The organism is Micromonospora sp. WMMC250 (genome assembly GCF_027460215.1).
GTDB lineage: Bacteria > Actinomycetota > Actinomycetes > Mycobacteriales > Micromonosporaceae > Micromonospora > Micromonospora taraxaci.
In genome coordinates, this window is record NZ_JAPZBJ010000002.1 from 3,160,048 (window position 1) to 3,182,987 (window position 22,940).

The 22,940-nt window shown below is 73.5% G+C and carries 18 protein-coding genes; 14 read left to right on the forward strand and 4 right to left on the reverse strand.

The features are described 5' to 3' along the window. Positions 1 to 69 precede the first annotated feature (69 nt). Positions 70 to 648 carry a Clp protease N-terminal domain-containing protein gene (locus tag O3438_RS13810; protein ID WP_269680358.1) on the reverse strand — a complete coding sequence of 193 codons (579 nt, stop codon included), beginning with the start codon at positions 646 to 648 and terminating at the stop codon, positions 70 to 72. Continuing rightward, complete coding sequence (locus O3438_RS13815) at positions 648 to 884, reverse strand: HTH domain-containing protein (RefSeq protein WP_007457155.1); 237 nt, start codon at positions 882 to 884, stop codon at positions 648 to 650. The genes O3438_RS13810 and O3438_RS13815 overlap by 1 nt, the downstream gene beginning before the upstream one ends. 127 nt (positions 885 to 1,011) lie before the next feature. Here O3438_RS13815 and O3438_RS13820 point away from each other — a divergent pair, with 127 nt between their 5' ends. The 9 genes from O3438_RS13820 to O3438_RS13860 all read left to right on the forward strand — a co-directional run bounded on the left by O3438_RS13820 (position 1,012) and on the right by O3438_RS13860 (position 12,283). Then, a complete protein-coding gene (locus O3438_RS13820; RefSeq protein ID WP_269680359.1) occupies positions 1,012 to 1,551 on the forward strand; it encodes a PadR family transcriptional regulator in 540 nt (179 codons plus the stop codon). Next, positions 1,548 to 2,276 carry an ABC transporter ATP-binding protein gene (locus O3438_RS13825; RefSeq protein WP_269680360.1) on the forward strand — a complete coding sequence of 243 codons (729 nt, stop codon included), beginning with the start codon at positions 1,548 to 1,550 and terminating at the stop codon, positions 2,274 to 2,276. The genes O3438_RS13820 and O3438_RS13825 overlap by 4 nt, the downstream gene beginning before the upstream one ends. 1 nt (position 2,277) lies before the next feature. Then, positions 2,278 to 4,041, forward strand: coding sequence for an FtsX-like permease family protein (locus O3438_RS13830; protein ID WP_269680361.1), 1,764 nt, complete (start codon positions 2,278 to 2,280; stop codon positions 4,039 to 4,041). A 149-nt stretch (positions 4,042 to 4,190) separates the two neighbouring features. Next, positions 4,191 to 5,075, forward strand: a complete 885-nt coding sequence (locus O3438_RS13835; protein ID WP_269680362.1) for a DUF1963 domain-containing protein — start codon at positions 4,191 to 4,193, stop codon at positions 5,073 to 5,075. A 184-nt stretch (positions 5,076 to 5,259) separates the two neighbouring features. Then, on the forward strand, positions 5,260 to 6,120 hold the full coding sequence (locus tag O3438_RS13840) for a universal stress protein (protein WP_269680363.1): 861 nt from the start codon (positions 5,260 to 5,262) through the stop codon (positions 6,118 to 6,120). A gap of 62 nt (positions 6,121 to 6,182) precedes the next feature. Beyond that, positions 6,183 to 8,576, forward strand: coding sequence for a phosphoketolase family protein (locus tag O3438_RS13845; RefSeq protein WP_269680364.1), 2,394 nt, complete (start codon positions 6,183 to 6,185; stop codon positions 8,574 to 8,576). Positions 8,577 to 8,587: 11 nt separating this feature from the next. Then, on the forward strand, positions 8,588 to 9,433 hold the full coding sequence (locus O3438_RS13850) for a universal stress protein (protein WP_269680365.1): 846 nt from the start codon (positions 8,588 to 8,590) through the stop codon (positions 9,431 to 9,433). Positions 9,434 to 9,525: 92 nt separating this feature from the next. Then, on the forward strand, positions 9,526 to 10,509 hold the full coding sequence (locus tag O3438_RS13855; protein ID WP_442929598.1) for an Acg family FMN-binding oxidoreductase: 984 nt from the start codon (positions 9,526 to 9,528) through the stop codon (positions 10,507 to 10,509). A gap of 40 nt (positions 10,510 to 10,549) precedes the next feature. Further along, entirely contained in the window at positions 10,550 to 12,283 is a 1,734-nt protein-coding gene (locus tag O3438_RS13860; protein WP_269680367.1) for a sensor histidine kinase, read from the forward strand. A gap of 10 nt (positions 12,284 to 12,293) precedes the next feature. On the opposite strand, the gene O3438_RS13865 is transcribed toward O3438_RS13860, so the two are convergent. Then, complete coding sequence (locus O3438_RS13865) at positions 12,294 to 12,932, reverse strand: response regulator (RefSeq protein ID WP_269680368.1); 639 nt, start codon at positions 12,930 to 12,932, stop codon at positions 12,294 to 12,296. 185 nt (positions 12,933 to 13,117) lie between these two features. Here O3438_RS13865 and O3438_RS13870 point away from each other — a divergent pair, with 185 nt between their 5' ends. After that, complete coding sequence (locus O3438_RS13870) at positions 13,118 to 14,092, forward strand: Acg family FMN-binding oxidoreductase (protein ID WP_269680369.1); 975 nt, start codon at positions 13,118 to 13,120, stop codon at positions 14,090 to 14,092. A 16-nt stretch (positions 14,093 to 14,108) separates the two neighbouring features. Here O3438_RS13870 and O3438_RS13875 read toward each other — a convergent pair whose 3' ends face one another. Then, positions 14,109 to 15,101 (reverse strand): NAD-dependent epimerase/dehydratase family protein, encoded by a 993-nt coding sequence (locus tag O3438_RS13875; RefSeq protein ID WP_269680370.1) that lies wholly within the window; start codon positions 15,099 to 15,101, stop codon positions 14,109 to 14,111. A gap of 226 nt (positions 15,102 to 15,327) precedes the next feature. Between O3438_RS13875 and O3438_RS13880 the strand changes: the two genes are divergently transcribed. Genes O3438_RS13880 through O3438_RS13895 form a run of 4 tightly spaced genes read left to right on the forward strand, consistent with a single transcriptional unit; the run spans position 15,328 to position 22,913 of the window. Next, entirely contained in the window at positions 15,328 to 16,260 is a 933-nt protein-coding gene (locus O3438_RS13880; protein ID WP_269680371.1) for an ABC transporter ATP-binding protein, read from the forward strand. After that, entirely contained in the window at positions 16,257 to 16,979 is a 723-nt protein-coding gene (locus O3438_RS13885) for an ABC transporter ATP-binding protein (protein WP_269680372.1), read from the forward strand. The genes O3438_RS13880 and O3438_RS13885 overlap by 4 nt, the downstream gene beginning before the upstream one ends. A gap of 7 nt (positions 16,980 to 16,986) precedes the next feature. Then, positions 16,987 to 20,157, forward strand: coding sequence for an FtsX-like permease family protein (locus tag O3438_RS13890; protein ID WP_269680373.1), 3,171 nt, complete (start codon positions 16,987 to 16,989; stop codon positions 20,155 to 20,157). Next, on the forward strand, positions 20,154 to 22,913 hold the full coding sequence (locus O3438_RS13895) for an FtsX-like permease family protein (protein WP_269680374.1): 2,760 nt from the start codon (positions 20,154 to 20,156) through the stop codon (positions 22,911 to 22,913). The genes O3438_RS13890 and O3438_RS13895 overlap by 4 nt, the downstream gene beginning before the upstream one ends. Positions 22,914 to 22,940 lie beyond the last annotated feature (27 nt).

Below are 22,940 nucleotides of genomic sequence, written 5' to 3' on the forward strand. Positions count from 1 at the left end.
GGCTTCAGCGACCCGGCGACCCGGCGGCGTCGGAAGCGCCACAGACAGGTTTCAACGCGAGTTCACCCGTCACGCCGCCGCCCGGAGCGCGATCTCCACCCGGCGGCGCAGGTCATCGAGGTCGATCCCTGACTCGGTGAGCACCAACGCGCCCAGCCCCTGCCCCTCCCGGAGCACCCCGAGCAGGATGTGCTCGGTGCCGATGTGCTTGTGACGCAGGCGCAGCGCCTCCCGCAGGGACAACTCCAGCGCCTTCTTCGACCGGGGCGAGAACGGGCCGCCGAGGTACCGCTTGCGTCCCCAGCGGCGGCGTGGCGCCGGCACCGCCTCGCGTAGCGCGTCCGGGCCGAAGGACTGCTCGATGCGGGCCACGATCGCGGCGAGGTCGATGCCGATCTCCCGCAGGGCCGCCGCGTCGGCGTCGCCGAGACCGGCGCCACCGGTGGTGGTGTGCCGGCGTACCCGTTCGCGCAGGTCGTCGGCGCGCACACCGACGTCGGCGAGCACCCGGCTGGCCAGGCCCGCGTCGTCGGAGAGGAGGGCGAGCAGCAGGTGTTCGGTGCCGACAGGCCGTCGACCCTCGACCCGTGCCTCCTCCAGCGCCCGCCGCACCACGTCGCGCGCCCGGTCGGTGAACCGTTCGAACATCACGCCTCCCAGGATGAGTTGACCGCCGGTCGCCCGGCGTGCTTCTTGTGGACCGCCTGCCGGCTGACCTCGAGCGCGTCGGCGATCTCCTGCCAGGACCAGCCCTGTCGTCGGGCGTTGTCCACCTGGACCACCTCGAGCCGCTCGAGCAGCCGGCGTAGCGCGCGGACGGCACGCAGCCCGACCCGGGGGTCGGTGCTGCCGGCTGCCGCCGCGAGTTCTGTCGCCTGACTCATGCCGTCAACATACGTTGACAGCGCACATCATGTCAACTCCAGTTGACGAACGGGTTTCACTCCCTCCTACTTGACAGCGCTATAGCTAGCCGTTATCCATTAACGATCTAGACGAAGGACGTGCTTGGTGCAGGACGTGGTGCTGGCCATGCTGGCCAAGGAGCCGGCGCACGGATACGAGCTGCGCAGCAGGCTGCGTGCCGCGCTCGGCCCGCTGGGCGAGGCGATGAACGCCGGGCAGATCTACGTGACGCTGACCCGCCTGGGCAAGGCGGGGCTGGTGACCTCGCAGCGGGTCGAGGGCCTGCCGGACCGGCCCGAACGCCGGGTGTACGCGCTGACGCCGACGGGGCAGCAGCGGGTCGCCACCTGGCTGGCCGAGGTGAACTGGCCGAAGCCGGACCTCGCGGAGTTTCACCTCAAGTTGGTGGCTGCCGCGACCGCCCGGCTGGCCGATCCGGTGGCCTTGGTCGACGCGCAGCGGCGTGAGGTGCTGCGCCGGCTGCGCGACGCCCAACGGGCAGCGTTGGACCGGTCGGTGGATCCGGTTGCCGGGCTGCTGCTGGAGGGTGTCGTGTTACGGCTGCGGGCCGACCTGGCATGGCTGGAGGCGTGTGAACGCGTGTGGGCTGAGTGTGATCCGACCAGGCGGAAGGCGGGGGCGTGACCGGGTCGACGGTGTTGCAGGCGCGCGGGCTGAGCATGCGGTACGGCGGCGAGCGAGCGCTGGTCCGGGCGGTCGACGAGGTCGATCTGGACGTGCCGGCCGGACAGTCGCTGGCGGTGATGGGGCCCAGCGGCTGCGGCAAGTCCACCCTGCTGTACCTGCTCGGCGGGCTGCAACGCCCGACCGACGGGCAGGTGTGGCTCGCCGACCGTCGCATCGACACGATGAGCGAACGCGCCCTGGCCCGGCTGCGGCGTGACAACCTCGGGTTCGTCTTCCAGTCGTTCCAGCTCATGGACGAGCTCACCGCGGTGGAGAATGTGGAGCTGGCCGCGCTGCTGGCTGGCCAGTCACCGGGGCGGGCCCGCAAACGGGCGATGTACCTGCTGGACCGGGTGGGGCTGGCCGACCGCGCCAGGCACCTGCCCTCGGCGCTGTCCGGTGGGCAGCGCCAGCGGGTCGCCATCGCCCGCGCCTTGAGCAACGAGCCGCTGGTCGTACTGGCTGACGAACCCACCGGCAACCTGGACAGCGCCGCCACCCTGGACGTGCTGCGGCTGTTCGAGGAGCTGCGCACCGCAGGACAGACCCTGGTGGTGGTTACCCATGACCCCCGCATCGCAGCGGTCGCCGACCGGGTGATCGCCATGCGTGACGGCGCGTTCGTCGACGACAACCGGCTTGCCGGCTCCGCCACCGGCACCCTCTACGACGGGCGGCGCTGAGATGGCCGGCCGCCTCCTGCTCGTCTGCCGGCTGCTGATGCGGGACCTGCGCCGCCGCCGAACCGAAACCATCCTGCTCCTGACCGCGATCACCGCCGCCACCGCCACACTGACCATCGGCCTCACCCTCAACGAAGTCGCCGATCGGCCGTACCAGCAGACCCGGACCGCCACCGCCGGCCCAGACGTGATCGTCACACCCCGGGCCACCGGTCAGGCGGCACTGGACGAGCTCGCATCGCTGACCACCGGGGCCGGCGTCACCGATCACAGCGGCCCCTTCCCGATCGCCTACCTGACGATGACAGCCCGCGGCAAGTCCGCGCACACAGTGGTAGCGGGTCGGGACGCCACACCCGCGTCGATCGACCGACCAGCCGTGACCGACGGCACCTGGGTACGCCCCGGCGGCGTAGTCGTCGAGCGCGCCTTCGCCGACGCCCTCGGCATCCGCACCGGCGACACCGTCGACATCGGCGGCCATCTGTTGCGCGTGCTCGGGACCGCGGTCACCGCCGCGAGAGCGACGTACCCCTACGCCGGGTGGCACTACCCCGGCAGCGTCCTGGTCGAACGCGGCGGCCTGGTCTGGGTCGACCAGAGCGACATCGCCACGCTCGCGGGCGGTCAGCCGCTGTCGTACACCCTCAACCTCAGACTCGCCGACCCGGCGGCCAGCAGCACGTACCCCATCGGCGACCAACTGACCACCTGGCAGGCGATCAGCTACCTCAACGGTCGGCTGTACAGCGACGCGCAGATCGCTCTGCTCGTCGGCAGCTGGCTACTCAACGGCCTTGCGCTGGCCGGCGTCGCCGGCATCGTCGCGGGCCGGATCATCGGCCAGCGTCGCCGAGTGGGGCTACTCAAGGCCGTCGGCGCCGGACCGGCCATGATCGCCGCCGTCCACCTCGCCGAGTATCTGGCGATCGGGCTTGCCGCCGCAGCGACGGGCCTCGTCACGGGCTGGCTCGCCGCACCCGCGCTGATCCGCCCCAGCGCCGGACTCATCGGCTCCGTCAACGCCCAGCCACCTGCGCTGCGCATGGTGGTCGCCGTCACGGTCCTTGCCCTCGCGATCGCTGTGGCGGCGACCGTGGTGCCGGTGTTGCGCGCGGCCGCCACCAGCACCGTTCACGCGCTTGCCGACGCCGCAACGCCACCGCGCCGCCGGCGGTGGCGCATCTGGCTGTCGCGGCGGCTGCCCACCGCCCTGCTGATCGGGGTGCGTATCAACGCGCGCCGGCCGCGCCGCGCCCGGCTGGTCACCGTCAACACCCTGATCACCACGACCACACTCGTCGGCATTTTCATGGTCAACTCCCAGGCTGTGCACTTCGACCTCGGCTACACCGAACTCGCCAATCCCCGGGTGGAACGGGGCGAGCAGGCCACGCTCGTGCTGACCGTCGTGCTGTGCGTCCTCGCGCTCATCAACGCCGTCGTGAGCGCCTGGACCGCAGTCCTCGACGCCCGCCAGCCACTGGCCGTCGCGCGGACGCTCGGTGCGACGCCCGCGCAGGCCGGCCTGGGCCTGGCGGTGGCGCAACTACTTCCCGCCATCCCCGGCGTCGCCGTGGGGATCCCGGCCGGCGTCGGGCTTGTCGCGTTCGTCAGCACCGGTGAGGTCCAGTACCCACCCCACTCCTCGCTGCTCGCCACCGCGCTCGGAGTCCTGCTCGCCATCGCCGCGCTCACCGCCATCCCCGCGATGGTCGCCGCCCGGCGACCGGTCGTGGACACCCTCAGGTCCGCGCCGACCTGACCGCCGAGGCAACCGATCCCACCCGCCACCACCCTCGACCTCCCGGTCGTCGAACAGGCCTCGCCGGGCACGGGCTTCGGGTTTCGCCCCGACTCGGCCGCGAGCAGCCCCTGGCACGCGAATCAACTGCCGTGGCACCATGTTCCGCTATGGATCATGGGGAACGGCTTCGTCGAGCGGCGCTCGCATCGGACATCCCGGACGACGAGGTAAGCCGGTTCATCCAGCACCTCCGGCTGTCGATCCGGTTGAGCGCAGAATCCAGCGGTGTTCCGGCCGGGCAGTTCGGTGGATTGCCCCGCCTGCCGGTGGGCACGGACTGGCCGTCCGACGGGGTCGGGCCGCTGCCGTTCATCTTCTCGGTCGACTGCGCGGCGCTGCCAAGAGTCGACGGCCTCGGCCTGCCGGCAGACGGCTCGCTGCTGTTCTTCCTCGACCACGAGCAGGCCGCTGCGACCGGGGAGCGGAGGTACGGGCGCGTCGTGCATGTCCCCGCCGGCACCGAGACCACGGTGGCGGCAGGATCCACCGACCAGCCGTTCACCGAGGAGCAGTACGCCGTCGGCGCGACGCTGCGCGCGGAACTCCCCGGCTGGTTCGGGGCGGACGAAGACGACGACGAGGACGACAACGACCTGTCGCCCTTCCAGCAAGAGTTGGCTCGCGACCTTGAGCGTGACCTGCCGCACCGTGACGAACTCCGCGCCCTGGCCGACGATCTCTGGCCGCCTGACGACGGGTACGCCAGCGCCCACCTCGGCGGGTACGCCGACCAGGAGGTGATCAAGAGTTTCGCGGAGCAGACCCTCGCGTGGCGCGAGAAGACCGGCGAGATCGTCATCCCGGTCGCGAAATGGTATTCCCAAGTGGAACAGGAGACCCACCGGCTGACGACCGAGTGGGTGTCGCTCGCCCGTTTTCCGGTAGCCAATGATCTCTATTACCGGAGCGTCGGGAGTTTCGTGATCCGTCACGACGACCTGGCCGCCGGCCGGCTGGACGAGGCGCTCTGCATGGCTGAACTGATCCCGTAGCACTCGGGCGGCCCTGGCCACGAACGGCGTCGCAGGCGCCTGGCGCTGGCATCCCCGAGCGCCGACAGGCGCACGTCGCGGAGAACCCACAAACCCGCAATCGACCCACAGCCGCGACCATCCGACTACCCTCGGTGAGGGACAGCGCGGTCGTGCCGGGCGCGACGCCCGGGAGGTGATATCGATGGCCGTACCCGCCGACGCGGCGGTGCTGGTCGGCCTCGGGTCGACCCTCGACCTCCCGGTGGTCGAACAGGCCGCGCAGGAGGCCGCCGGGCATCGGCGGGCACTGCACCTGCTGCACACCTTCGACTGGCAGGCGGCCTTCGCCGCGGACACCGTCGCCGCACCCCGCGACGAGGCCGAAAAGCTGATCACCATGGCGGCTCAGCTCGCGCACCAGACCGAGCCGGAACTCACCGTCCGCAGCGAGATCGTCGAGAGCGCCATGCTGCCCACCCTGATCCGCCGCTCGGAGACGGCCTTCCTGCTGGCCGTCGGCGACAGCGGGATGGCCGGCAGCGGTCAGTGCGTGCCGGCCGAGACCCCCGCCGTGCAGTTGGCCGCCCGGGCCGGCTGCCCCCTTCTCGTGGTGCGCCGCGAGCCACCGCCACAGGGCCCGGTGCTGGTCGGGGTGGACGGCTCCCCCAGCTCGCACCTCGCGCTGCGATGGGCACTGCAGTGCGCGGCTCGCCGGGACGGCCGACTGTTGGCGCTGCGCGCGGTCGAGTACGACGAGGACACCGACGCGGTGGCCGAACAGCTCAACGAGGCGCTGACCCAGCACGTCGGCAGCCACGGTTCCGTGCCCGTCGAGTGCCGTGTCGTGCGAGGTGACCCCGCCGACGTCCTGATCGACGCCTCCCGGTCGGCGCAGGTGGCGCTCGTCGCCGCCCGGGGCGACGAACCGGGCCGAGCCATGTTGGGCGCTGTCGCCCAGTCCCTGCTCTACCACTCACCGGCACCGGTCGTCGTCGTCCGCGGCCTGGCCGACAAGCCGCTCACCGGGCCCGACGCCCACCCGAAGCGGGACCAACGGCCCTGACCCCGGGCGTCCGCAGCGGCGAGGCTGAAGCCCGGAAGCTCCCTACCGCGAGAGGCAGCATCATGGATACCGCTCTCGACACGCACCGCGTTCTGACCGACGAGGAACTGCGCCGGCTGGACGCCTACTGGCGAGCGGCGAACTACCTGACCGTCGGGCAGATCTACCTGCTCGACAACCCGCTGCTGCGCGAGCCGCTGACCGCCGACGACATCAAGCCCCGGCTGCTCGGGCACTGGGGCACCAGCCCCGGCCTCAACCTGATCTACGCCCACCTCAACCGGGTGATCGTGGCGCGCGACCTGAACGCCATGCTGGTCACCGGCCCCGGCCACGGCGGCCCGGCGATCGTCGCCAACACCTGGTTGGAGGGCACCTGGTCGGAGCGGTACCACGACGTGGCACGCGACGAGGCCGGGATGTCCCGGCTGTTCCGCCAGTTCTCCTTCCCGGGCGGCATCCCCAGCCACGTCGCGGCGGACGTGCCGGGTTCGATCCACGAGGGCGGCGAGTTGGGGTACGCGTTGAGCCACGCCTACGGCGCGGCGTTCGACCACCCGGACCTGGTAGTGGCCTGCGTGATCGGCGACGGTGAGGCGGAGACCGGGCCGCTGGCCGGAAGTTGGCTCTCCAACGTGTTCCTCAACCCGGCGCGCGACGGCGCGGTACTGCCCATCCTGCACCTCAACGGTTACAAGATCGCCAACCCGACCGTGCTGGCCCGGATCCCCGAGGCTGACCTGCTCGACCTCCTGCGCGGGTCGGGCTACCAGCCGTACGTGGTGGCCGGTGACGACCCCGCCCAGGTGCACCGCATCCTCGCCGCGACGTTGGACCGCGCGCTGGACGAGATCGCCGAGATCCAGCAGCGGGCCCGCTCGCAGGGCGTCGTCGAGCGTCCCCGCTGGCCGATGATCGTTCTGCGGACGCCGAAGGGCTGGACCGGCCCACGCGAGGTCGACGGCGCCCGTGTCGAAGGCACCTTCCACGCCCACCAGGTGCCGCTGGCGGGCGTCCGCGACAACCCCGCCCACCTGGCCGAACTCGAGCGGTGGCTGCGCAGCTACCGACCGGAGGAGCTGTTCGACGCGACCGGCGCGCCGGTCGACGAGCTGCGGACACTGCCGCCGCGCGGCGATCGGCGGATGAGCGCCAACCCGGTCACCAACGGCGGCGTGGTGCTGCGCGACCTGACCCTGCCGGACTTCCGCGACTACGCGGTGGAGGTCCCCGAGCCGGGTCAGCCGATGGCCGGTGCCACCGGTGCGCTCGGGCCGTGGATCCGTGACGTCATCAGCGCCAACCCGCAGACGTTCCGGCTGTTCGGCCCGGACGAGGTCGCCTCCAACCGGCTGGGTGCCGCGTTCGAGGTGACCGACCGTGCGTGGGTGGCCGCCACGGTGCCCGGCGACGACCACCTCTCCCCCGACGGCCGGGTCATGGAGGTGCTCTCCGAGCACCTGTGCCAGGGCTGGTTGGAGGGCTACCTCCTCACCGGCCGGCACGGCGTGTTCACCAGCTACGAGGCGTTCATCCACATCGTCGACTCGATGCTCAACCAGCACGCCAAGTGGCTGAAGGTGACCCGGGCCATCCCCTGGCGGCAGCCGCTCGCCTCACTGAACTACCTGCTGTCCAGCCACGTGTGGCGTCAGGACCACAACGGTTTCTCCCACCAGGACCCGGGCTTCATCGACCACGTGGTCAACAAGAAAGCCGAGGTGGTACGGGTCTACCTGCCGCCGGACGCCAACACCCTGCTCGCCACGATGGACCACTGCCTGCGCAGCCGGCACTACATCAACGTGGTCGTCGCCGGCAAGCAGGTCGCGCCGAACTGGCTGACGATGACCGAGGCGATCCAGCACACCCGACGCGGCCTCGGCATCTGGGAGTGGGCCAGCAACGACGGCGGCAGCGAGCCGGACGTGGTGCTCGCCTGCTGCGGTGACGTGCCCACCCTGGAGGCTCTGGCCGCCGTCGGGTTGCTGCGTCAGCACCTGCCGGAGCTGAAGGTGCGACTGGTCAACGTGGTGGACCTGATGCGACTCCAACCGGACACCGAGCACCCGCACGGCCTGACCGACAAGGAGTTCGACACCATCTTCACCGCGGACCGGACGGTCATCTTCGCGTACCACGGATACCCGTGGCTGATCCACCGACTCACCTACCGCCGCACCAACCACGAGAACCTGCACGTGCGCGGCTACAAGGAGGAGGGCACCACCACCACCCCGTTCGACATGGTGATGCTCAACGACCTGGACCGCTTCCACCTGGTCATCGACGTCATCGACCGGGTGCCCGGCCTGGCCGCCCGCGCCGCGCACCTGCGCCAGCAGATGGTCGACGCCCGGCAGGCGGCCCGCGACTACACCCGTCAGTACGGCGAGGACGACCCCCAGGTCGCCGAGTGGCGCTGGGTCCGCGAAACCGACCCGACCAACCCCTGAAGGAGGACGACGTGCGCGACGCGGAGATCCTGGTCGGCTACGACGGCTCCACCGACGCGTCGGTGGCCCTCAACTGGGCGTTGGAGGAGGCTCGGCACAGCGGCCGACCGGTGCGACTGGCGTACGTGTTCGAGTGGTTGACGGTCGCCAGCTGGGTCGGTCCGGGCGTGGCACCCGGGGTCTGGCCGGACGACACCGCTCGCCGGCAGGTCGACGACCTGGTCCGCACGGCGGCGGCCGACGCCGCCACCGCGAACCCCGGCCTGACTGTCACCGGCGAGGTGTACGACGGGCCGCCGGCCCTGGTGTTGCAGGAACGCTCGGCGGAGGCGGGCCTGCTGGTGCTCGGCAGCCGGGGGCATGGTGGCTTCGGTGGTCTGCTGGCCGGGTCGACGGCGGTGTCGGTCGCGGCGCACGCGCACTGCCCGGTCTTGGTGGTCCGGGACGGGACGACCGGCGGGCCGGACGGCCCGGTGGCGGTCGGTGTGGACGGCTCGGACGCGTCGCTGGTGGCGCTCGGTTTCGCGGCCGAACGGGCCGCGCAACGGCGGGTTCCCCTGCGGGTGCTGCACGCCTGGACACCCGGTCCCGGCGGAGCCGCCGGGGTCCCCGACGAGCGGGCGTCGGTCGAGGCACAGCTGGAGCCGTGGCGGCGGACGTTTCCCGAGCTGGACATCACCGTCGACCTCGTCGGGGGCAGCCCGGCGTCGATGCTGATCGAGGCGAGCCGCGACGCGCGGCTGGTGGTGGTCGGCAGTCGGGGCCGGGGCGGGTTGGCCGGAATGCTGCTCGGCTCGGTGAGCCAGCAGCTGATCCAGCACTCCCACTGCCCGGTCGCCGTGGTCCGCGAACGCTGAGGCACACCCGCAGGGCCCCGTAATCGGGCGGCAACCCCCTGCCTGCACCGACGACGTCAGGCACGATGAGCAGAGACGGAAAGGTCGTGACCATGAGTCAGGAGAGCCAGCCGGCCACCGCGCTGGCGGAGGCCGCCGCCACCGCCGGCCACGCCCCCTCGGTGCACAACACCCAGCCGTGGCACTGGCGGGTGCTGCCCGACGCGCTGGAACTTCGCTCCGTCGCCGACCGGCAGCTCGCCGCCTCCGACCCGGAGGGCCGGCTGCTCGCGGTCAGCTGCGGCGCCGCCCTGCACCACGCCCGGGTGGCGCTGGCCGCGCAGGGATGGCGTGCCGCGGTGCAACGGCGGCCCGACCCGGACGACACCGAACTGCTGGCCCGGTTGACCGATCTCAGCCGCGTCCCGGCCGACCCGGACGCCATGCGCCTCGTGCAGTGCATGCGGGTACGGCACACCGACCGGCGGCCGGTCAGCGACGAGCCGGTGCCGACCTCCGCGATCGAACAGATCACCCGCGCGGTGACCGGCGAGGGCTGCCGGTTGCAGATCCTCGACCGCGACCAGGTGCTGGAGCTGGCCTCCGCCGCCGGACAGGCCCACGCTGTCGAGGCGGAAGACCCGGAGTTGCGCGCCGAACTGGCGTACTGGACGAACCGGGCCGACGCCGGCACCGGGCTGACGGCGGAGGTACTGCCCGAGCAGCCCGCGCAGACCACGGTGCCGGGCCGCGACTTCGGCCGCCCCGGCAGCCTGCCCATCGGCCCCGGCCACGACCAGGCCGCGGCGTACGCGATGCTGCACGGCGACGAGGACGTACCGGACAGTTGGCTGCGCGCGGGCGAGGCCCTGTCCGCCGGATGGCTGACCGCCACCCGCCTCGGCGTGTCGATGGTGCCGCTCAGCGCCGTGGTGGAGGTGCCGGGCACCCGGCAGACCCTGCGTCAGCTGCTCTCCGGGATCGGCTTCCCGTACCTGGTGCTCCGGTTGGGCATCGCGGACCCCGCACACGCGGGTCCACCGCACACGCCGCGGCTGACCACCGCGCAGGTGGTCGACACCTCCGCCGTCCGCTGACCGGCTCTGGCGACGAGGTCACCGGCGCTACCATCCCCCGATGACCAGCAGCGTGCCGGCGCCCCGTCAGGACCCCTCGGCGACCCCGTCGCTCGGCTTGAGCCCACTGTCCCGGGTGCACCTCGACGAGCTGCTCCAGGAGATGCTGGACCGGGTCGGTGAGGTCGTCACCAGCCGGGAGCGGCTGCGGGCCCTCCTCGACGCGGTGGTCGGCATCGGCAGCAACCTCGATCTGCGCACCACCCTGCAACGCATCGTCGGGTCCGCCTGCGACCTGGTGGGGGCCCGGTACGGCGCCCTGGGCATCCTCGGCCCGGACCGGCTGCTGCACGACTTCATCGTGCACGGCATCACCCCGGCGCAGCACGCGAAGATCGGTGACCTGCCGCACGGGCGGGGAGTGCTCGGTCTGCTCATCGACGAGCCGCGACCGCTGCGGATGCCGGACATCACCCAGCACCCCCGCTCCTACGGATTCCCCGCCAACCACCCACCGATGCACAGCTTCCTGGGCGTGCCGGTACGCATCCGCGACCAGGTGTTCGGCAACCTCTACCTGGCCGAGAAGCAGGGCGGCGCGCAGTTCACCGATGACGACGAGGAGCTGGTCGTCGCGCTCGCCGCCGCCGCCGGCGTGGCCATCGAGAACGCCCGCCTCTACGCCCTGGCGCACCGACGGGAACGGTGGCTCGCCGCCACCGCGGAGATCACCTCGGTGCTGCTCGGCGAGGTACGGCGTACCGACGCGTTGGCACTTGTCGCCCGCCGGGCCCGGGAGGTCGCCGAGGCCGAACTGGCGCTGGTGCTGCTCCACGACGCCGACCTCGCCCAGTTCACCGTCGAGGTGGTCGACGGTGCCGACGCGCAGGCCCAGGCACTGGTCGGCACGGTCCTGCCGGTGGCCGACACCAGTTTCGGCGCGGCGGTCGCCGAGGGCCGCCACGACCGGGTGGACGACCTGGCGCACGCCGCGCCGTGGCCGGCCCTGCTGCGCACCGGGCCGGCGGTGATCTCACCGCTGGCGACCGCCGAGACGCTGCACGGCGTTCTGGTCGTGGCCCACCGCACCGATCGCGGCGCGGTCAGCAGCGACGACGACGTGGCCCTGCTGGGCAGCTTCGCCGGTCAGGCGGCGCTGGCCATGGAACGGGCACGCGGTCAGGAGGAACGGCAGCTGCTGGTGGTCCTGGAGGACCGCGAACGGATCGCCCGCGACCTGCACGACGTGGTGATCCAGCGGCTCTTCGCCACCGGCCTGCAACTCCAGAGCGCCGCGCCGATGACGGGTCGCCCGGAGGCCGCCAAGCGGATCAACACGGCCGTCGACGATCTGGACGCCACCATCCGGGACATCCGCCGGACCATCTTCGAGCTGCGGACGCCGATGAACGCCCCGCTGCGTACCGAGATCCGTGAGGCGATCGAGCTGGCCGCCGAGTCGTTGGGCTTCACACCGCACCTGGAGGTGACCGGCCCGGTGGACAGCGCCGTGCCGGACGCCATCCGCCCGGACCTCACCGCTGTGCTGCGCGAGGCGTTGTCCAACACGGTCCGCCACGCGCAGGCCACCCGGGTGGCCGTCGCCGTACGCGTCGACGCCCGACGGGTGAGCGTGACGGTCACCGACGACGGGGTGGGCTGTGACCCGGCCGCCGCCCGGGGTGGGTTGGTCAACCTGCGTGAACGCGCCGAGGGGCACGGCGGCACCTTCACCGTCCGCCCGGTCGAACCGCACGGCGCCGAGGTGAGCTGGTCCGTGCCGCTGAACGACTGAGCGGCCCGGGTCAGGGGGTCTTGCCGAGCAGGCGAGTGGCCAGCACGGCGGCCTGGGTGCGGCGCTCCAGGCCCAGTTTGGCCAGCACGCTGGACATGTAGTTCTTCACCGTCTTCTCGGCCAGGAACATCTTGGCCGCGATCTCCCGGTTGGTGAGCCCTTCCGCCACGTACTCCAGGGTCCGTCGCTCCTGCTCGGTGAGTGACCTCAGCTCGCGTGGCTGCTCGACCCCGTTGCGGATGCGCTCCAACACACGGGTGGTGATCGCCGGGTCGAGCAGCGACTGCCCGGCCGCCACCCGTCGCACCGCGTCGACCAGGTCGGTGCCCCGGATCTGCTTGAGCACGTATCCGGCGGCACCTGCCATGATCGCGGCGAACAGCGCCTCGTCGTCCTCGTACGAGGTGAGGATCAGGCCCCTGATGGACGAGTCGACGGCGCGGACGTCACGGCACACGTCGATGCCGTTGCCGTCGGGCAGCCGCGCGTCGAGGATCGCCACGTCGGGCCGTAACGCCGGGATGAGGCGCGCCGCCTCCTGCGCGGAGCCGGACTCGCCGACCACCTCGATGTCGCCGCCGCTCTGAAGCAGGTCGGCCAGGCCACGGCGGACGACCTCGTGGTCGTCGAGGAGGAAGACGCGGATCATCATTCGTTTCTACCCCGTACCCCGTCGCGCCGCACGGGCCGAAGGTCCCGACCGGGTCGAGCCGACGTTCGGGGGCGGTCGGGACGTCCAGCCCTGCTCCCTGGCCGACCCGACGGCGCACCGTGGAGGTACGCCAGCCGCAGCGGCACCGTCAGCCGTCGGCGCACCGGGAGAGGAGCACCGCCATGGACGTCGGCTACACCGAAGCCCAGCTAAGGGCCGCCGCCGTGGACGCGGTCCGGGCACCGTCGTTGCACAACACCCAGCCGTGGCGGCTGCGGCTGCGCGACGGCGGCATCGAGGTGCTCGCCGACCCGACCCGGCGGCTGCCGGCGACCGACCCGAGCGGCTGGGGTGTCCGGCTCGCCTGCGGAGCGGCGCTGTTCAACCTCCGGCTGGCGCTGGCCGTGGCCGGAATCCCGGCGCGGGTACGCCTGCGCCCCGACCCGGCCGAACCGGACCTGCTGGCCCGGCTGGTGCCGGACGCCCCGCGCCGCCCCTCCCCCGCCGAGCAGAGCCTGTGCGCGGCCATCCCTCGCCGGTTCAGCAACCGGCTGCCGTTCTGGCCGGACCGGGTGCCGGCCGACGTACGGTGGCGCCTCGGCGAGGCGGCTCGTGCCGAGCAGTGCTGGTTGGAGTTGCTGATCGGGGTGAGCGCGGTCTCCGCGATCGGTGAGATCGCCCGCGGCGCGCACCGGGTGCTCGAGCGGGACCCGGCGTACCGGGCGGAGAGCGAGCGGTGGTCGCGTCGGGAGCCGGCGCCGGACGGCGTACCCGCCTCGGCCGGAGGTCCGCAGGGCGAGCCGCAGGACGTCCTGCCGACGCGCGGCTTCGGTGGGCGCGACCGCGCCCCGGGGCGGGACTTCGAACCGGAGCCCCTCGTCGGGGTGCTCGGCTCGTTCGGCAACACGGCGGTGGACCAGGTGGTCGCCGGCCAGGCCCTGCAACGGTTGCTGCTCGTCGCCACCGACGCCGGGCTCAGCGTGTCGATGCTCTCCCAACCGATCGAGGTGCCGACGGCGCGGGAGCAGCTGCGGCTGTCGCTGGGGCGGTTCGGCACGCCACAGATGGTGCTGCGGATCGGGTACGGCCAGCCGGGCCGACCGACCCCCCGACGCGACGTGGACGAGGTGCTCGACCTGCCGGCGGTGCCGGCCTGAACGGCGACCGACGCGGTCAGGCGGCGAGCACCGCCGCCTCCCGGGTCGGGTCCAACCCGATCGAGCTGCGATGCGGTCGCCCGGCGCGCGGCGGAACGTCACCGACGTCGCGCAGCCACCGCCAGGTGTCGGCGACGGTCTCGGCCACCGGCCGGCAGGTCAACCCGGCGGCGTGTGCGCGGGACACGTCCTGCTCCAACAGCCCCCGGTACGGGTGGCCGGTCGGCATCCAGATCGGCAGGTCGCTCCACGGCTGCACACCGGCGGCGACGATCCGGGCCGGATCGGTCCAGCGCAGCCGGGCATCAGCGCCGGTGGCGGTCACGCACGCGTCGAGCAGCTCACCCATCGTGGTCTGCGCGCGACGACCGACCGCGTTGACAGTGCCGCCGAGCCGCCGGGCGCCCGCGTCGAGCATCCACCCCGCCAGATCGCGGACGTCGACGTACTGCACCGACAGGCCGGCCGGCCCGGGCGCGAGCACGTCACCGCCGCGTTCGACGCGCCGCAGCCACCACGGCAGCCGACCGACGTCCTCCCCCGGACCCAGGATCAGACCGGCCCGGGCGATCAGCGCCCGGTCGCCGAACACCTCTCGCACGGCACGTTCGGCACCGGCCTTGAGCTGCGGATAGTCGCCGTCGACAGAGTCCGCGTCGGCGTCCACCACCGGGGATTCCTCGTCGAGCCCGTGCGCCGACGGGTCGCGGTAGACCGAACCGCTCGACACGTACACGTAGTGGCCCACCGAATCGGTGAGGGCACGGGCGGCGTCGAGGGCGGCACGCGGCGCGCCGTCCCAGGTGTCCACCACCAGGTCCCAGCCACCGCCCGCCAGCGCCGCCAGGCCGTCCGGCGCGGTCCGGTCACCCCGCAACCGGTGTACGCCAGGAGGCACCACCCCGTGCAGCCCCCGGTTGAACACGGTCACCGACCAACCACGGCGTACGCCCTCGGTGACCGTCGCGCCGCCGACAAAGCCCGTTCCGCCCAGCACCAGCAGTCTCATGCAGGCCACCCTGCCGGCACGGGTCGGCGGGCGGCACCCCGCTTCACCGACAGCAGATCTGCCCGTGGCAGAACCGCGGGCCTCCGCCCAGGATGCAGGAAAGCCGCCCAGGGGCATGGTCAACGAAGCCGCCGATTGCGAAGCTGCTTCAATCTGCGTCAGCACGGGCGATCGAGGCGCTTGACGCATGCGGTGGCTCGACGTCGGCACGAGGACGGAGAAGGGCATGCCCAGCACACCGCTGTCCCTGCCACAGCCATCCGCGCGGGCACCCGAGTTCGGCCGCGACGCGCTCATCGTCTGCGAGAACCTGGTGCGGATCTACCAGACCGGTTCGATCGAGGTGCAGGCACTGCAGGGGCTGGACCTGGCAGTGGAGAGCGGTGAGCTGGTCGCCGTCGTCGGTGCCTCCGGGTCGGGCAAGTCGACGCTGCTGTCCATCCTGGCCGGCATCGACGCCCCCACCGCCGGGCGGGTCCGGGTCGGCAGGTGGAACCTGCTGGCGATGTCCCGCGCGGACCGGGTCGACTACCGGCGGCACACCGTCGGGTTCGTACGGCAGCAGACCGCGAGCAACCTGATCCCCTACCTGACGGCACGGGAGATGGTGGACCTGCCGATGACGGCGGCGCGCACCGCGAAGGAGGAGCGCCGGGAACGCGCGGCCGACCTGCTGGACAGCCTCGGTGTCGCCGACTGCGCCGATCGGCGTCCCGGCCAACTCTCCGGTGGGCAGCAGATGCGGGTCGCGATAGCTGTGGCGCTGGCCAACCAGCCGCAGGTCCTGCTCGCCGACGAGCCGACCGGCGAGCTGGACGCCGCCACGTCCGCGGAGGTCTTCGGCGTGCTACGGGACGTCAACCGGCGCTACGGCGTGACCGTCGTCGTGGTGACCCACGACCCGGAGGTCAGCGGCCAGGTCGAGCGGACCGTCGCGATCCGGGACGGGCGCACCAGCAGCGAGGTGCTGCGCCGCACCACCACCGACGCGGCGGGCGACGAACACACGATCGCCGAGGAGTACGCCGTGATGGACCGCGCCGGGCGGGTCCAGGTGCCCCGCGAGTTCCGTCAGGCGCTGGCGTTGACCCGACGGGTCCGGCTGGCCCTGGAACCCGACCACATCACGATCCGCCCCGACTCGGGAGGCGGCGAATGAGTAGCGAGCCGCTGCTGAGCGTGCGCGGCGTACACCGGCGCTTCCAGACCGGGCCGACCGTCGTACACGCCCTGCGCGGTGTGTCGTTCGACGTGGCCGCCGGTTCCATGGTGGCGCTCGTCGGCCGGTCCGGCTCGGGCAAGACCACACTGCTCAACGTCATCGGCGGCCTGGACCGCCCGGACGCCGGCACCGTGCACGTCAACGACACCGACGTCACCGCGCTCGACGAGGACGGCCTGTCCCGGCTGCGGCGCGAGAAGCTGTCGTACGTCTTCCAGAGCTTCGGGTTGATCCCGGTGCTGTCGGCGGCGGAGAACGTCGCCGCCCCGCTGCGGCTGGCCCGCGTCGCCCCGGCCGATCGCGAACGGCGGGTCGCGTTGTTGCTGGAGCTTGTCGGCCTCGCCGACCACGCCGAACAGCGTCCGGCCGAGCTGTCCGGCGGTCAGCAGCAGCGGGTGGCGATCGCCCGCGCACTGGCCGCCTCGCCCCGCCTCCTGCTCGCCGACGAGCCCACCGGGCAACTCGACGCCGAGACGGGCCTGTCGGTGATGGCCCTGCTGCGCGGCATAGTGGAGTCCGAGGGCGTCACCGTCCTGGTGTCGACGCACGACGCGGTGATGATGGCCCTGGCCGACCGGGTGATCCGCATCCACGACGGGCACCTCGACGAACAGGCCGCCGGGCAGCCGTACCAGCCCGTGCCGGACGTCAGGTGACACGACGATGCTGAGGCTGGTCAGCCGGCGCGCCCGCGCGCAGTGGCCGTTGCTGGCAGCGCTCCTCGGGGTCGTCACGATCGGCGCGACGCTGCTGGGCACCTGCACCCTGCTGGTCACCCGCACCGCCGAGCGGGCGTTGGAGGTCGCCATGACCCGCGCCGCCCCCGCCGCCGTCGACGTGACCGTCTACACCGGCGCTGTCGAGGGCCCGAACGTGCCGTCCGTCGCCGCCGACACCCGCACCGCCGTCGCCTCCACGCTCGCACCGTTCCCGGTGACGACGACCGCGCGGGCGTCGACGGTGCTGCGGGCGCTACCGCCGACGCTCGCCCCGGGCACCACCGTCGGCGCCCAGGCGTACCTGTCCGGGCTGGACGACCTGCCGACCCGGGCCGAGCTGGTCACCGGGCACTGGCCACGACAGCCGGGCGACGCGGTGCTGCTGGAGTCCACCGCCCAGCTGCTCGACCTCACCCCCGGTCGTCGGGTGCGACTCGGCGCGGAGCTGGCCCACCCTCCCGTCCCGGCCCTCGACGTGACAGTCGTCGGTGTCGTACGCCCGCTGCCGGGCCGCGGCTGGGACCGCGACCCGTTGGCCGCGGCCGGCTCGGCCACCGGCTACCGGGACGGCCGGTTCATGCAGCCGGTCAACGCCTACGGCCCGTTCCTCGTCGACTTCGCCGACCTGGTCACCACGGGAGCGACAGTCGACCGGATGGAGGTCACCGCCCATCCGGACCTGTCCCACAACAACCGCCGTGACCTGACGGCCGTGGCCGGGGCCGTCGAGAATGCCGACCGCCGGCTGGCCGGCACCCTCGGCGACCGCGTCCAGCTCGCCCGTGTCTCCTCCGAGCTGCCGCTGACCCTGCGGGCCGCCGACGACCAACGGCGTGTCACCGCCGCCGTCGTGCTCGCCGTCGCCGTCCTCGGTGGCGTCCTGGCCGCGACGGCGCTCGTCCTCGCCGGCCGGCTGACCGCTGGCCTCCGCGCCGACGAGACCGCTCTGCGGTCCGCCCTGGGCACCAGTCGTCGCCAGCTCGCCGCCACCGCGACACTCGAGGCCGGGTTCGTCGCCACCGTCGCCGCCGCGCTCGCGATACCGGCCTCGTCGGCCCTGCACGCCGGCCTGACCCACCTACCGCCGTTGGACGGCGTCGGCCTGGCCGTCCGGCCGGCCGTCATCGGTGCCCAGGTCCTCGCGGTCGCCGGCGGCGCGCTCGTCCTCGCCGCCGTACTCACCGTCCTGGCGATCCGGCCCGTCCCGGCGGCCGGTGACCGGCGCACCCGCCGCGCACTGCTGGCCCGGTCCGGCGCCGACCTGATGCTCGCGGTGTTCGCCGCCGTCGGATGGTGGCAGCTGTACGCGCAGCCCCCCGCCGCCAGCCCTCGCGCCGACGCGGTGCGGGTGCTCGCGCCGGCGCTGCTGCTCACCGCCGGCGCCGCCCTGGCTCTCCGGGTGGTGCTGCCCGCCCTGCGTGGTGTCGACCGGCTGGCGTACCGGGCCCGTGGGCTGGCCCTTCCGCTGGCGGTCGCCGAGGCCGCCCGCCGGCCCCAGGCGGTCGCCGCCGGTCTACTCGTCGGGTTGGCCTGCGCGGCCGGAACCTTCGGCCTCGCCTTCGACGACACGTGGCACCAGTCGCAGCGTGACCAGGCCGCCGTCTCCGTCGGCACCGACCTGGCCCTCACCCTCACCACGACACCGGTGGCCGGAGACGGCGCGGCCGTCGGCGCGGCCACCGCGGGGGCGGTGAGTCCGGTCCTCGACCGTGGTACCTCGGTCGGTCAGTGGCTCGGCACCGCCGGCGACGCACCGCGCCTGGTCGCCGTCGACACCGCCCGTGCCGACGCGCTGCTGCGCGGGCGGCTGGACGGCGACAGCGGCTGGGCGGACGTGGGCGCCGCGTTGGCCCCACGCACGCGGGTCACCGGCATCGCCATTCCGACCGGCGCTCCGCTCGTCCTGAGCGGCACCACCACCGGCGGCACCCCACTCGCGGTGACGCCCCGGCTGCTGCTGCAGGACGCCACCGGCCTCCGCACCTCCTGCACCGGTCCCGCCGTACCACTCGACGGCCAGGAGGTGCGGCTGCCCGCCTGCGCGACGACTGACGGGCTGCGCCTCGTCGCGGTCGCCCTGCCGGTCACCGCCGAACCGGTCGGCGGGCGCGTCGCCGTAGCCGTCACACTCACCGTGCCGCCCGCCGGATCGGCGGTGGAGGAGTCCACCGACGGATCGGACTGGACCGCCACGTCCGCGCCGCCGGTCCCGGGCAAGGTGACCGACCCGACCGCCCTGGTGTCCGCCACGCCGACGGGAACGACGCTGCGGATGGCAGCGACAGTCGACCTCGGCGGCGCCGAGGACGCCGCCCGGACCCTCGTCGCCAGCGCCTTCCCGGACCCCGGCCGGGTGCCCGTCGCCGTCTCCGAGCGCTTTGCCAGCGAGGTCGGTGCCGACCGGGGCAGTCAGCTCAGCGTCACGGTCGGCATCACGCCCGTCCCGATCGTCGTCGCCGAGGTCGTGCCGACCGTACCGTCCGCCCCCGGCGCCGTCGCCGTCCTGGCCGACCTGGACACACTGTCCCGCGCACGCGTCGTCACCGGCGACCTGACGTTCCCGGTCGATGCGTGGTGGGTCGGTCACCCGGCCGGGCCCGGTGCCGCCGAGCGGGCCGCCGCCCTGCACCTGGGGACCGTCGCGACCCGCGAAGCGGAGACCGCCCGCCTCATCGGCGGCCCGCTCCAGGCCGGGTTGCCGGCCTCGCTGCGGCTCATCGTCCCGGCCGCGGCCCTGCTGCTGCTCGCCGGCGTCGTCCTGCACGTCACCTGTGACCTACAGGTCCGCGCCGTCGAGGTGGCGCGGCTGCGCGGCCTGGGAATGTCCCGGCGCGGCATCCGGGCCGTTCTGCTCGGTCAGCACGCCGGTGTCCTGCTGCCCCTGCTCGCGGCGGGCGCGGCCGTCGGCGCGCTCGCCACCGGCGTCGTCGCTCCCCTGCTCGTGCGCTCCGACACCGGCGCCGCGCCCGTCCCGGCCGCCCAACCGCACTGGCCGTGGCCGGCCGAGGCCACGCTGCTCGCCGTACTGCTGGCCGGATGCATGCTGGCGGTCGCCGTCGTGGTCAGCGTCCAGGTCCGCCGGGCCGACGCCGCACACCTGCGGGTGGCGCCGTGAACCGGTGGCTGACCCGCCGACTGCCGGCGGTGCACTGGCCCAGCATCCGTGGCCGTGGCCGCACCGACGCCGGACCGCTGCTGCTCACCGCCGCCGTCATCGCGACCGTCGCGCTGCTCGCCGGGGCGGCGCCGGCGCTGCTCCGCGCCGCCGCCGACGACGCCGTGCGGGACACGGTCCGCCGCGCCGGCCCCGACGCGAACGTCCTCGCGCACGCCGACTGGGAACGCGACGACGGACCGAACGGCGGACGGGTCCGGATGCCCCGCCTCGCCGACGACGTCGACGACTTCCGCGCCCGGGTGACGTCCGCGCTCGGGCCGGACCTGGACGCCGCGCTGCTCCCACCCGTCACCGTCGTCAACGGCCCGATCCTCACCGTCACCGACGGCAGCACGCCACGGACCTTCCAGTTCACCTACCTGGCCGGTGACCGCGACGGCCCGGACGTGACCTGGATCGCCGGCAGCGCGCCCGGCCCTGCCGTCGTCGACGAGTACGTGGAGACCCCCTACGACGGGCCGCCCTGGCCGGTGCAGGTGGGTCTCTCCGAGGCGGACGCCGCCGCACTCGACCTCGGCCCCGGCGACCGAATCCCGGTCAAGGACAGCCAGGGCCGCGACAAGGACGTCCGGATCAGCGGGATCTACCGACCCGCGGACAGCGACGACCCGGCCTGGCGACTCGCCCCGGCGCTCCTGCGCCCGGTGCCCGGCGTCGACGGCGTGGGGATCACCCGCTTCGGCGGCCTGCTGTCCCGCGAGTCGCTACCGGACGCCCGGCTCGCCGTGAACGAGGACCAACTGCCGCGCACCATCCACTTCGCGCCCGAACCCGGCGCGCTCACCTGGGACACCACCGCCACGCTCGCCAGTCGGGTGGTCAAGCTCAAGGCCACCTCCGGCGCATCGAGCGACCGCGACCAGTCCCTGAGGTGGGAGTCGCAGCTGGAGACGGCCCTGCGCGACGCCCGTACGCAGATCACTGCCGCCTTCGCACAGGCCGCCGTCCTGCTGGCCGGGGTGCTGACCGCCACGGTACTGGTCCTGCTGCTCGCCGCCGACCTGCTGGTCCGCCGCCGTACCGCGGCGCTGAGCGTCGCCCGGCAGCGTGGGGCGGCACTACCCGACCTCGGGGCGGAACTGGTCGTCGAGTCCACTGTGGTGTCCCTGTCGGCCGCCGCCGTCGGGCTCGCGCTCGCCCGCGCGGTCGTTCCGGGCGTCTCCTGGGCCTGGGCCGTTCCCGTGGTGCTGGCGGGTGCCGTCGCCGGGCCGGCGTTCGGCACCCTCGCCGCCGCCCGCGCCAGCCGCGACCGACGGCAGCCCGCCAACCCGGCCGCTCGGCGCTGGATCCGGGCCACCGGCCAACTGCGCCGCGCCGCCGTGGAAGTCGCTGTCCTGATCGCCGCGGTCGCCGCCTTCGTCACACTGCACCAACGCGGGCTTCTGCCCGTCGCCTCCGACGACGACACCGGTGAGCTGACCGGCGACCTGATCCTGCCGATCAGCGCCGTCGCTCTGGGCGCGCTCGTCGGCGCTCTCGTCCTGCTCCGGCTGCTGCCCCTCGCGGCGCGGTTCACGCTCCGCCAGGCCCTGCGCTCGCGCCGCCCGCTGGCCGTGTTCGGTGCCGCCCAGGCGGCCACGACGACCGGACGCGCGCTGCCGCTGCTCGTGCTGGTCAGCACCACGGCGCTGGCGTCGTTCGCGCTCATCCTCGGCACCACCGTCACCCGGGGCCTGGGCGACGGCGCGTGGAGCACCGTCGGTGCCGACGCCCGCCTCGACGTCGGTGCCGACGCCGCGGCCGCCACGCCCGCGCTGGCCGAGCGCATCGCCGCCGCACCCGGGGTGGAGCAGGTCGTCGTCGCGCAGGTGACCGACTCCGCGCGCCTCTTCAGCGAATCGACGCTGCTCACCCCACGACTGGTCATCGTGGACACCGCCGCGTTCCAGCGCCTGCTGGCCACCACTGCGCTGCCGGACGCGCCGGCACTGGCCCGGCTCACCGCACCCGGTCCTGGCCCCGGGGACGTCCCGGCGCTGGTCCGATCGGGCGACGGCGCTCTGCGGACCGGCACGCGGCTACAGCTACCCCGCGACCGCGCACCGGCGATCCGTCTCGCCGCGGTCGGCACCGCGCCCTCCGTCGGCGGCGTCGCCGACGTCGTCATCGTGGACGCCGCGGCCCTCGCCGACGCCGGGCTGCCCGCCGTTCCGAACACCGTCTGGGTGACCGGCCCCGGCGCGGCGCAGGCCGTGTCGAACAGCGGCGTCGCCGCCGACGTCGTGCTGCGCGCGGACGTCCTGCGGGCGCAGCGAGTGGCTCCGCTGACCGCGGGGCTCCTCCGGCTGGCGTGGACGGCCGCCGCGGTGCTGCTGGCGCTGGGGCTGCTCGGCCTCACGCTCGCCGCCGCCGCCGGCGCGTCGGAACGGTGGCAGACCCTGACCCGGCTGCGGACCCTCGGCCTGCGACCACGCGACGCCCGTTGGGTCGCCGCCGGAGAGGTGCTGCCACCGGTCGTGGTCGCCGCGGTGTGCGGTCCGCTGCTCGCGACCCTGCTCGCGCACCTGACGCTCGGCCCGCTCGACCTGCGGCTGCTCACCGGCCAGGGCACCGACCCGGCGGCGGTCCTGCCGTGGTGGTTGCTCGCCCTGGTGGGCGTGGTGCTGCTGGCAGCGGCCACCACCGTCGTACCTGTCGAGTCGGCGCTGCGGCGACGCGACCGGCTGAGCGAGGTGCTCCGCGCCGGCGAGTGACAGGCCGTCACAACGGCGAGGCCCGTT

Excerpts from the sequence above, each read along its gene's own strand:
- O3438_RS13810 (WP_269680358.1), bottom strand. The coding sequence starts at position 648 with ATGTTCGAACGGTTCACCGACCGGGCGCGCGACGTGGTGCGGCGGGCG.
- O3438_RS13815 (WP_007457155.1), bottom strand. The coding sequence starts at position 884 with ATGAGTCAGGCGACAGAACTCGCGGCGGCAGCCGGCAGCACCGACCCC.
- O3438_RS13830 (WP_269680361.1), top strand. The coding sequence starts at position 2,278 with ATGGCCGGCCGCCTCCTGCTCGTCTGCCGGCTGCTGATGCGGGACCTG.
- O3438_RS13835 (WP_269680362.1), top strand. The coding sequence starts at position 4,191 with ATGGATCATGGGGAACGGCTTCGTCGAGCGGCGCTCGCATCGGACATC.
- O3438_RS13840 (WP_269680363.1), top strand. The coding sequence starts at position 5,260 with ATGGCCGTACCCGCCGACGCGGCGGTGCTGGTCGGCCTCGGGTCGACC.
- O3438_RS13845 (WP_269680364.1), top strand. The coding sequence starts at position 6,183 with ATGGATACCGCTCTCGACACGCACCGCGTTCTGACCGACGAGGAACTG.
- O3438_RS13855 (WP_442929598.1), top strand. The coding sequence starts at position 9,526 with ATGAGTCAGGAGAGCCAGCCGGCCACCGCGCTGGCGGAGGCCGCCGCC.
- O3438_RS13860 (WP_269680367.1), top strand. The coding sequence starts at position 10,550 with ATGACCAGCAGCGTGCCGGCGCCCCGTCAGGACCCCTCGGCGACCCCG.
- O3438_RS13865 (WP_269680368.1), bottom strand. The coding sequence starts at position 12,932 with ATGATCCGCGTCTTCCTCCTCGACGACCACGAGGTCGTCCGCCGTGGC.
- O3438_RS13870 (WP_269680369.1), top strand. The coding sequence starts at position 13,118 with ATGGACGTCGGCTACACCGAAGCCCAGCTAAGGGCCGCCGCCGTGGAC.
- O3438_RS13875 (WP_269680370.1), bottom strand. The coding sequence starts at position 15,101 with ATGAGACTGCTGGTGCTGGGCGGAACGGGCTTTGTCGGCGGCGCGACG.
- O3438_RS13880 (WP_269680371.1), top strand. The coding sequence starts at position 15,328 with ATGCCCAGCACACCGCTGTCCCTGCCACAGCCATCCGCGCGGGCACCC.
- O3438_RS13885 (WP_269680372.1), top strand. The coding sequence starts at position 16,257 with ATGAGTAGCGAGCCGCTGCTGAGCGTGCGCGGCGTACACCGGCGCTTC.
- O3438_RS13890 (WP_269680373.1), top strand. The coding sequence starts at position 16,987 with ATGCTGAGGCTGGTCAGCCGGCGCGCCCGCGCGCAGTGGCCGTTGCTG.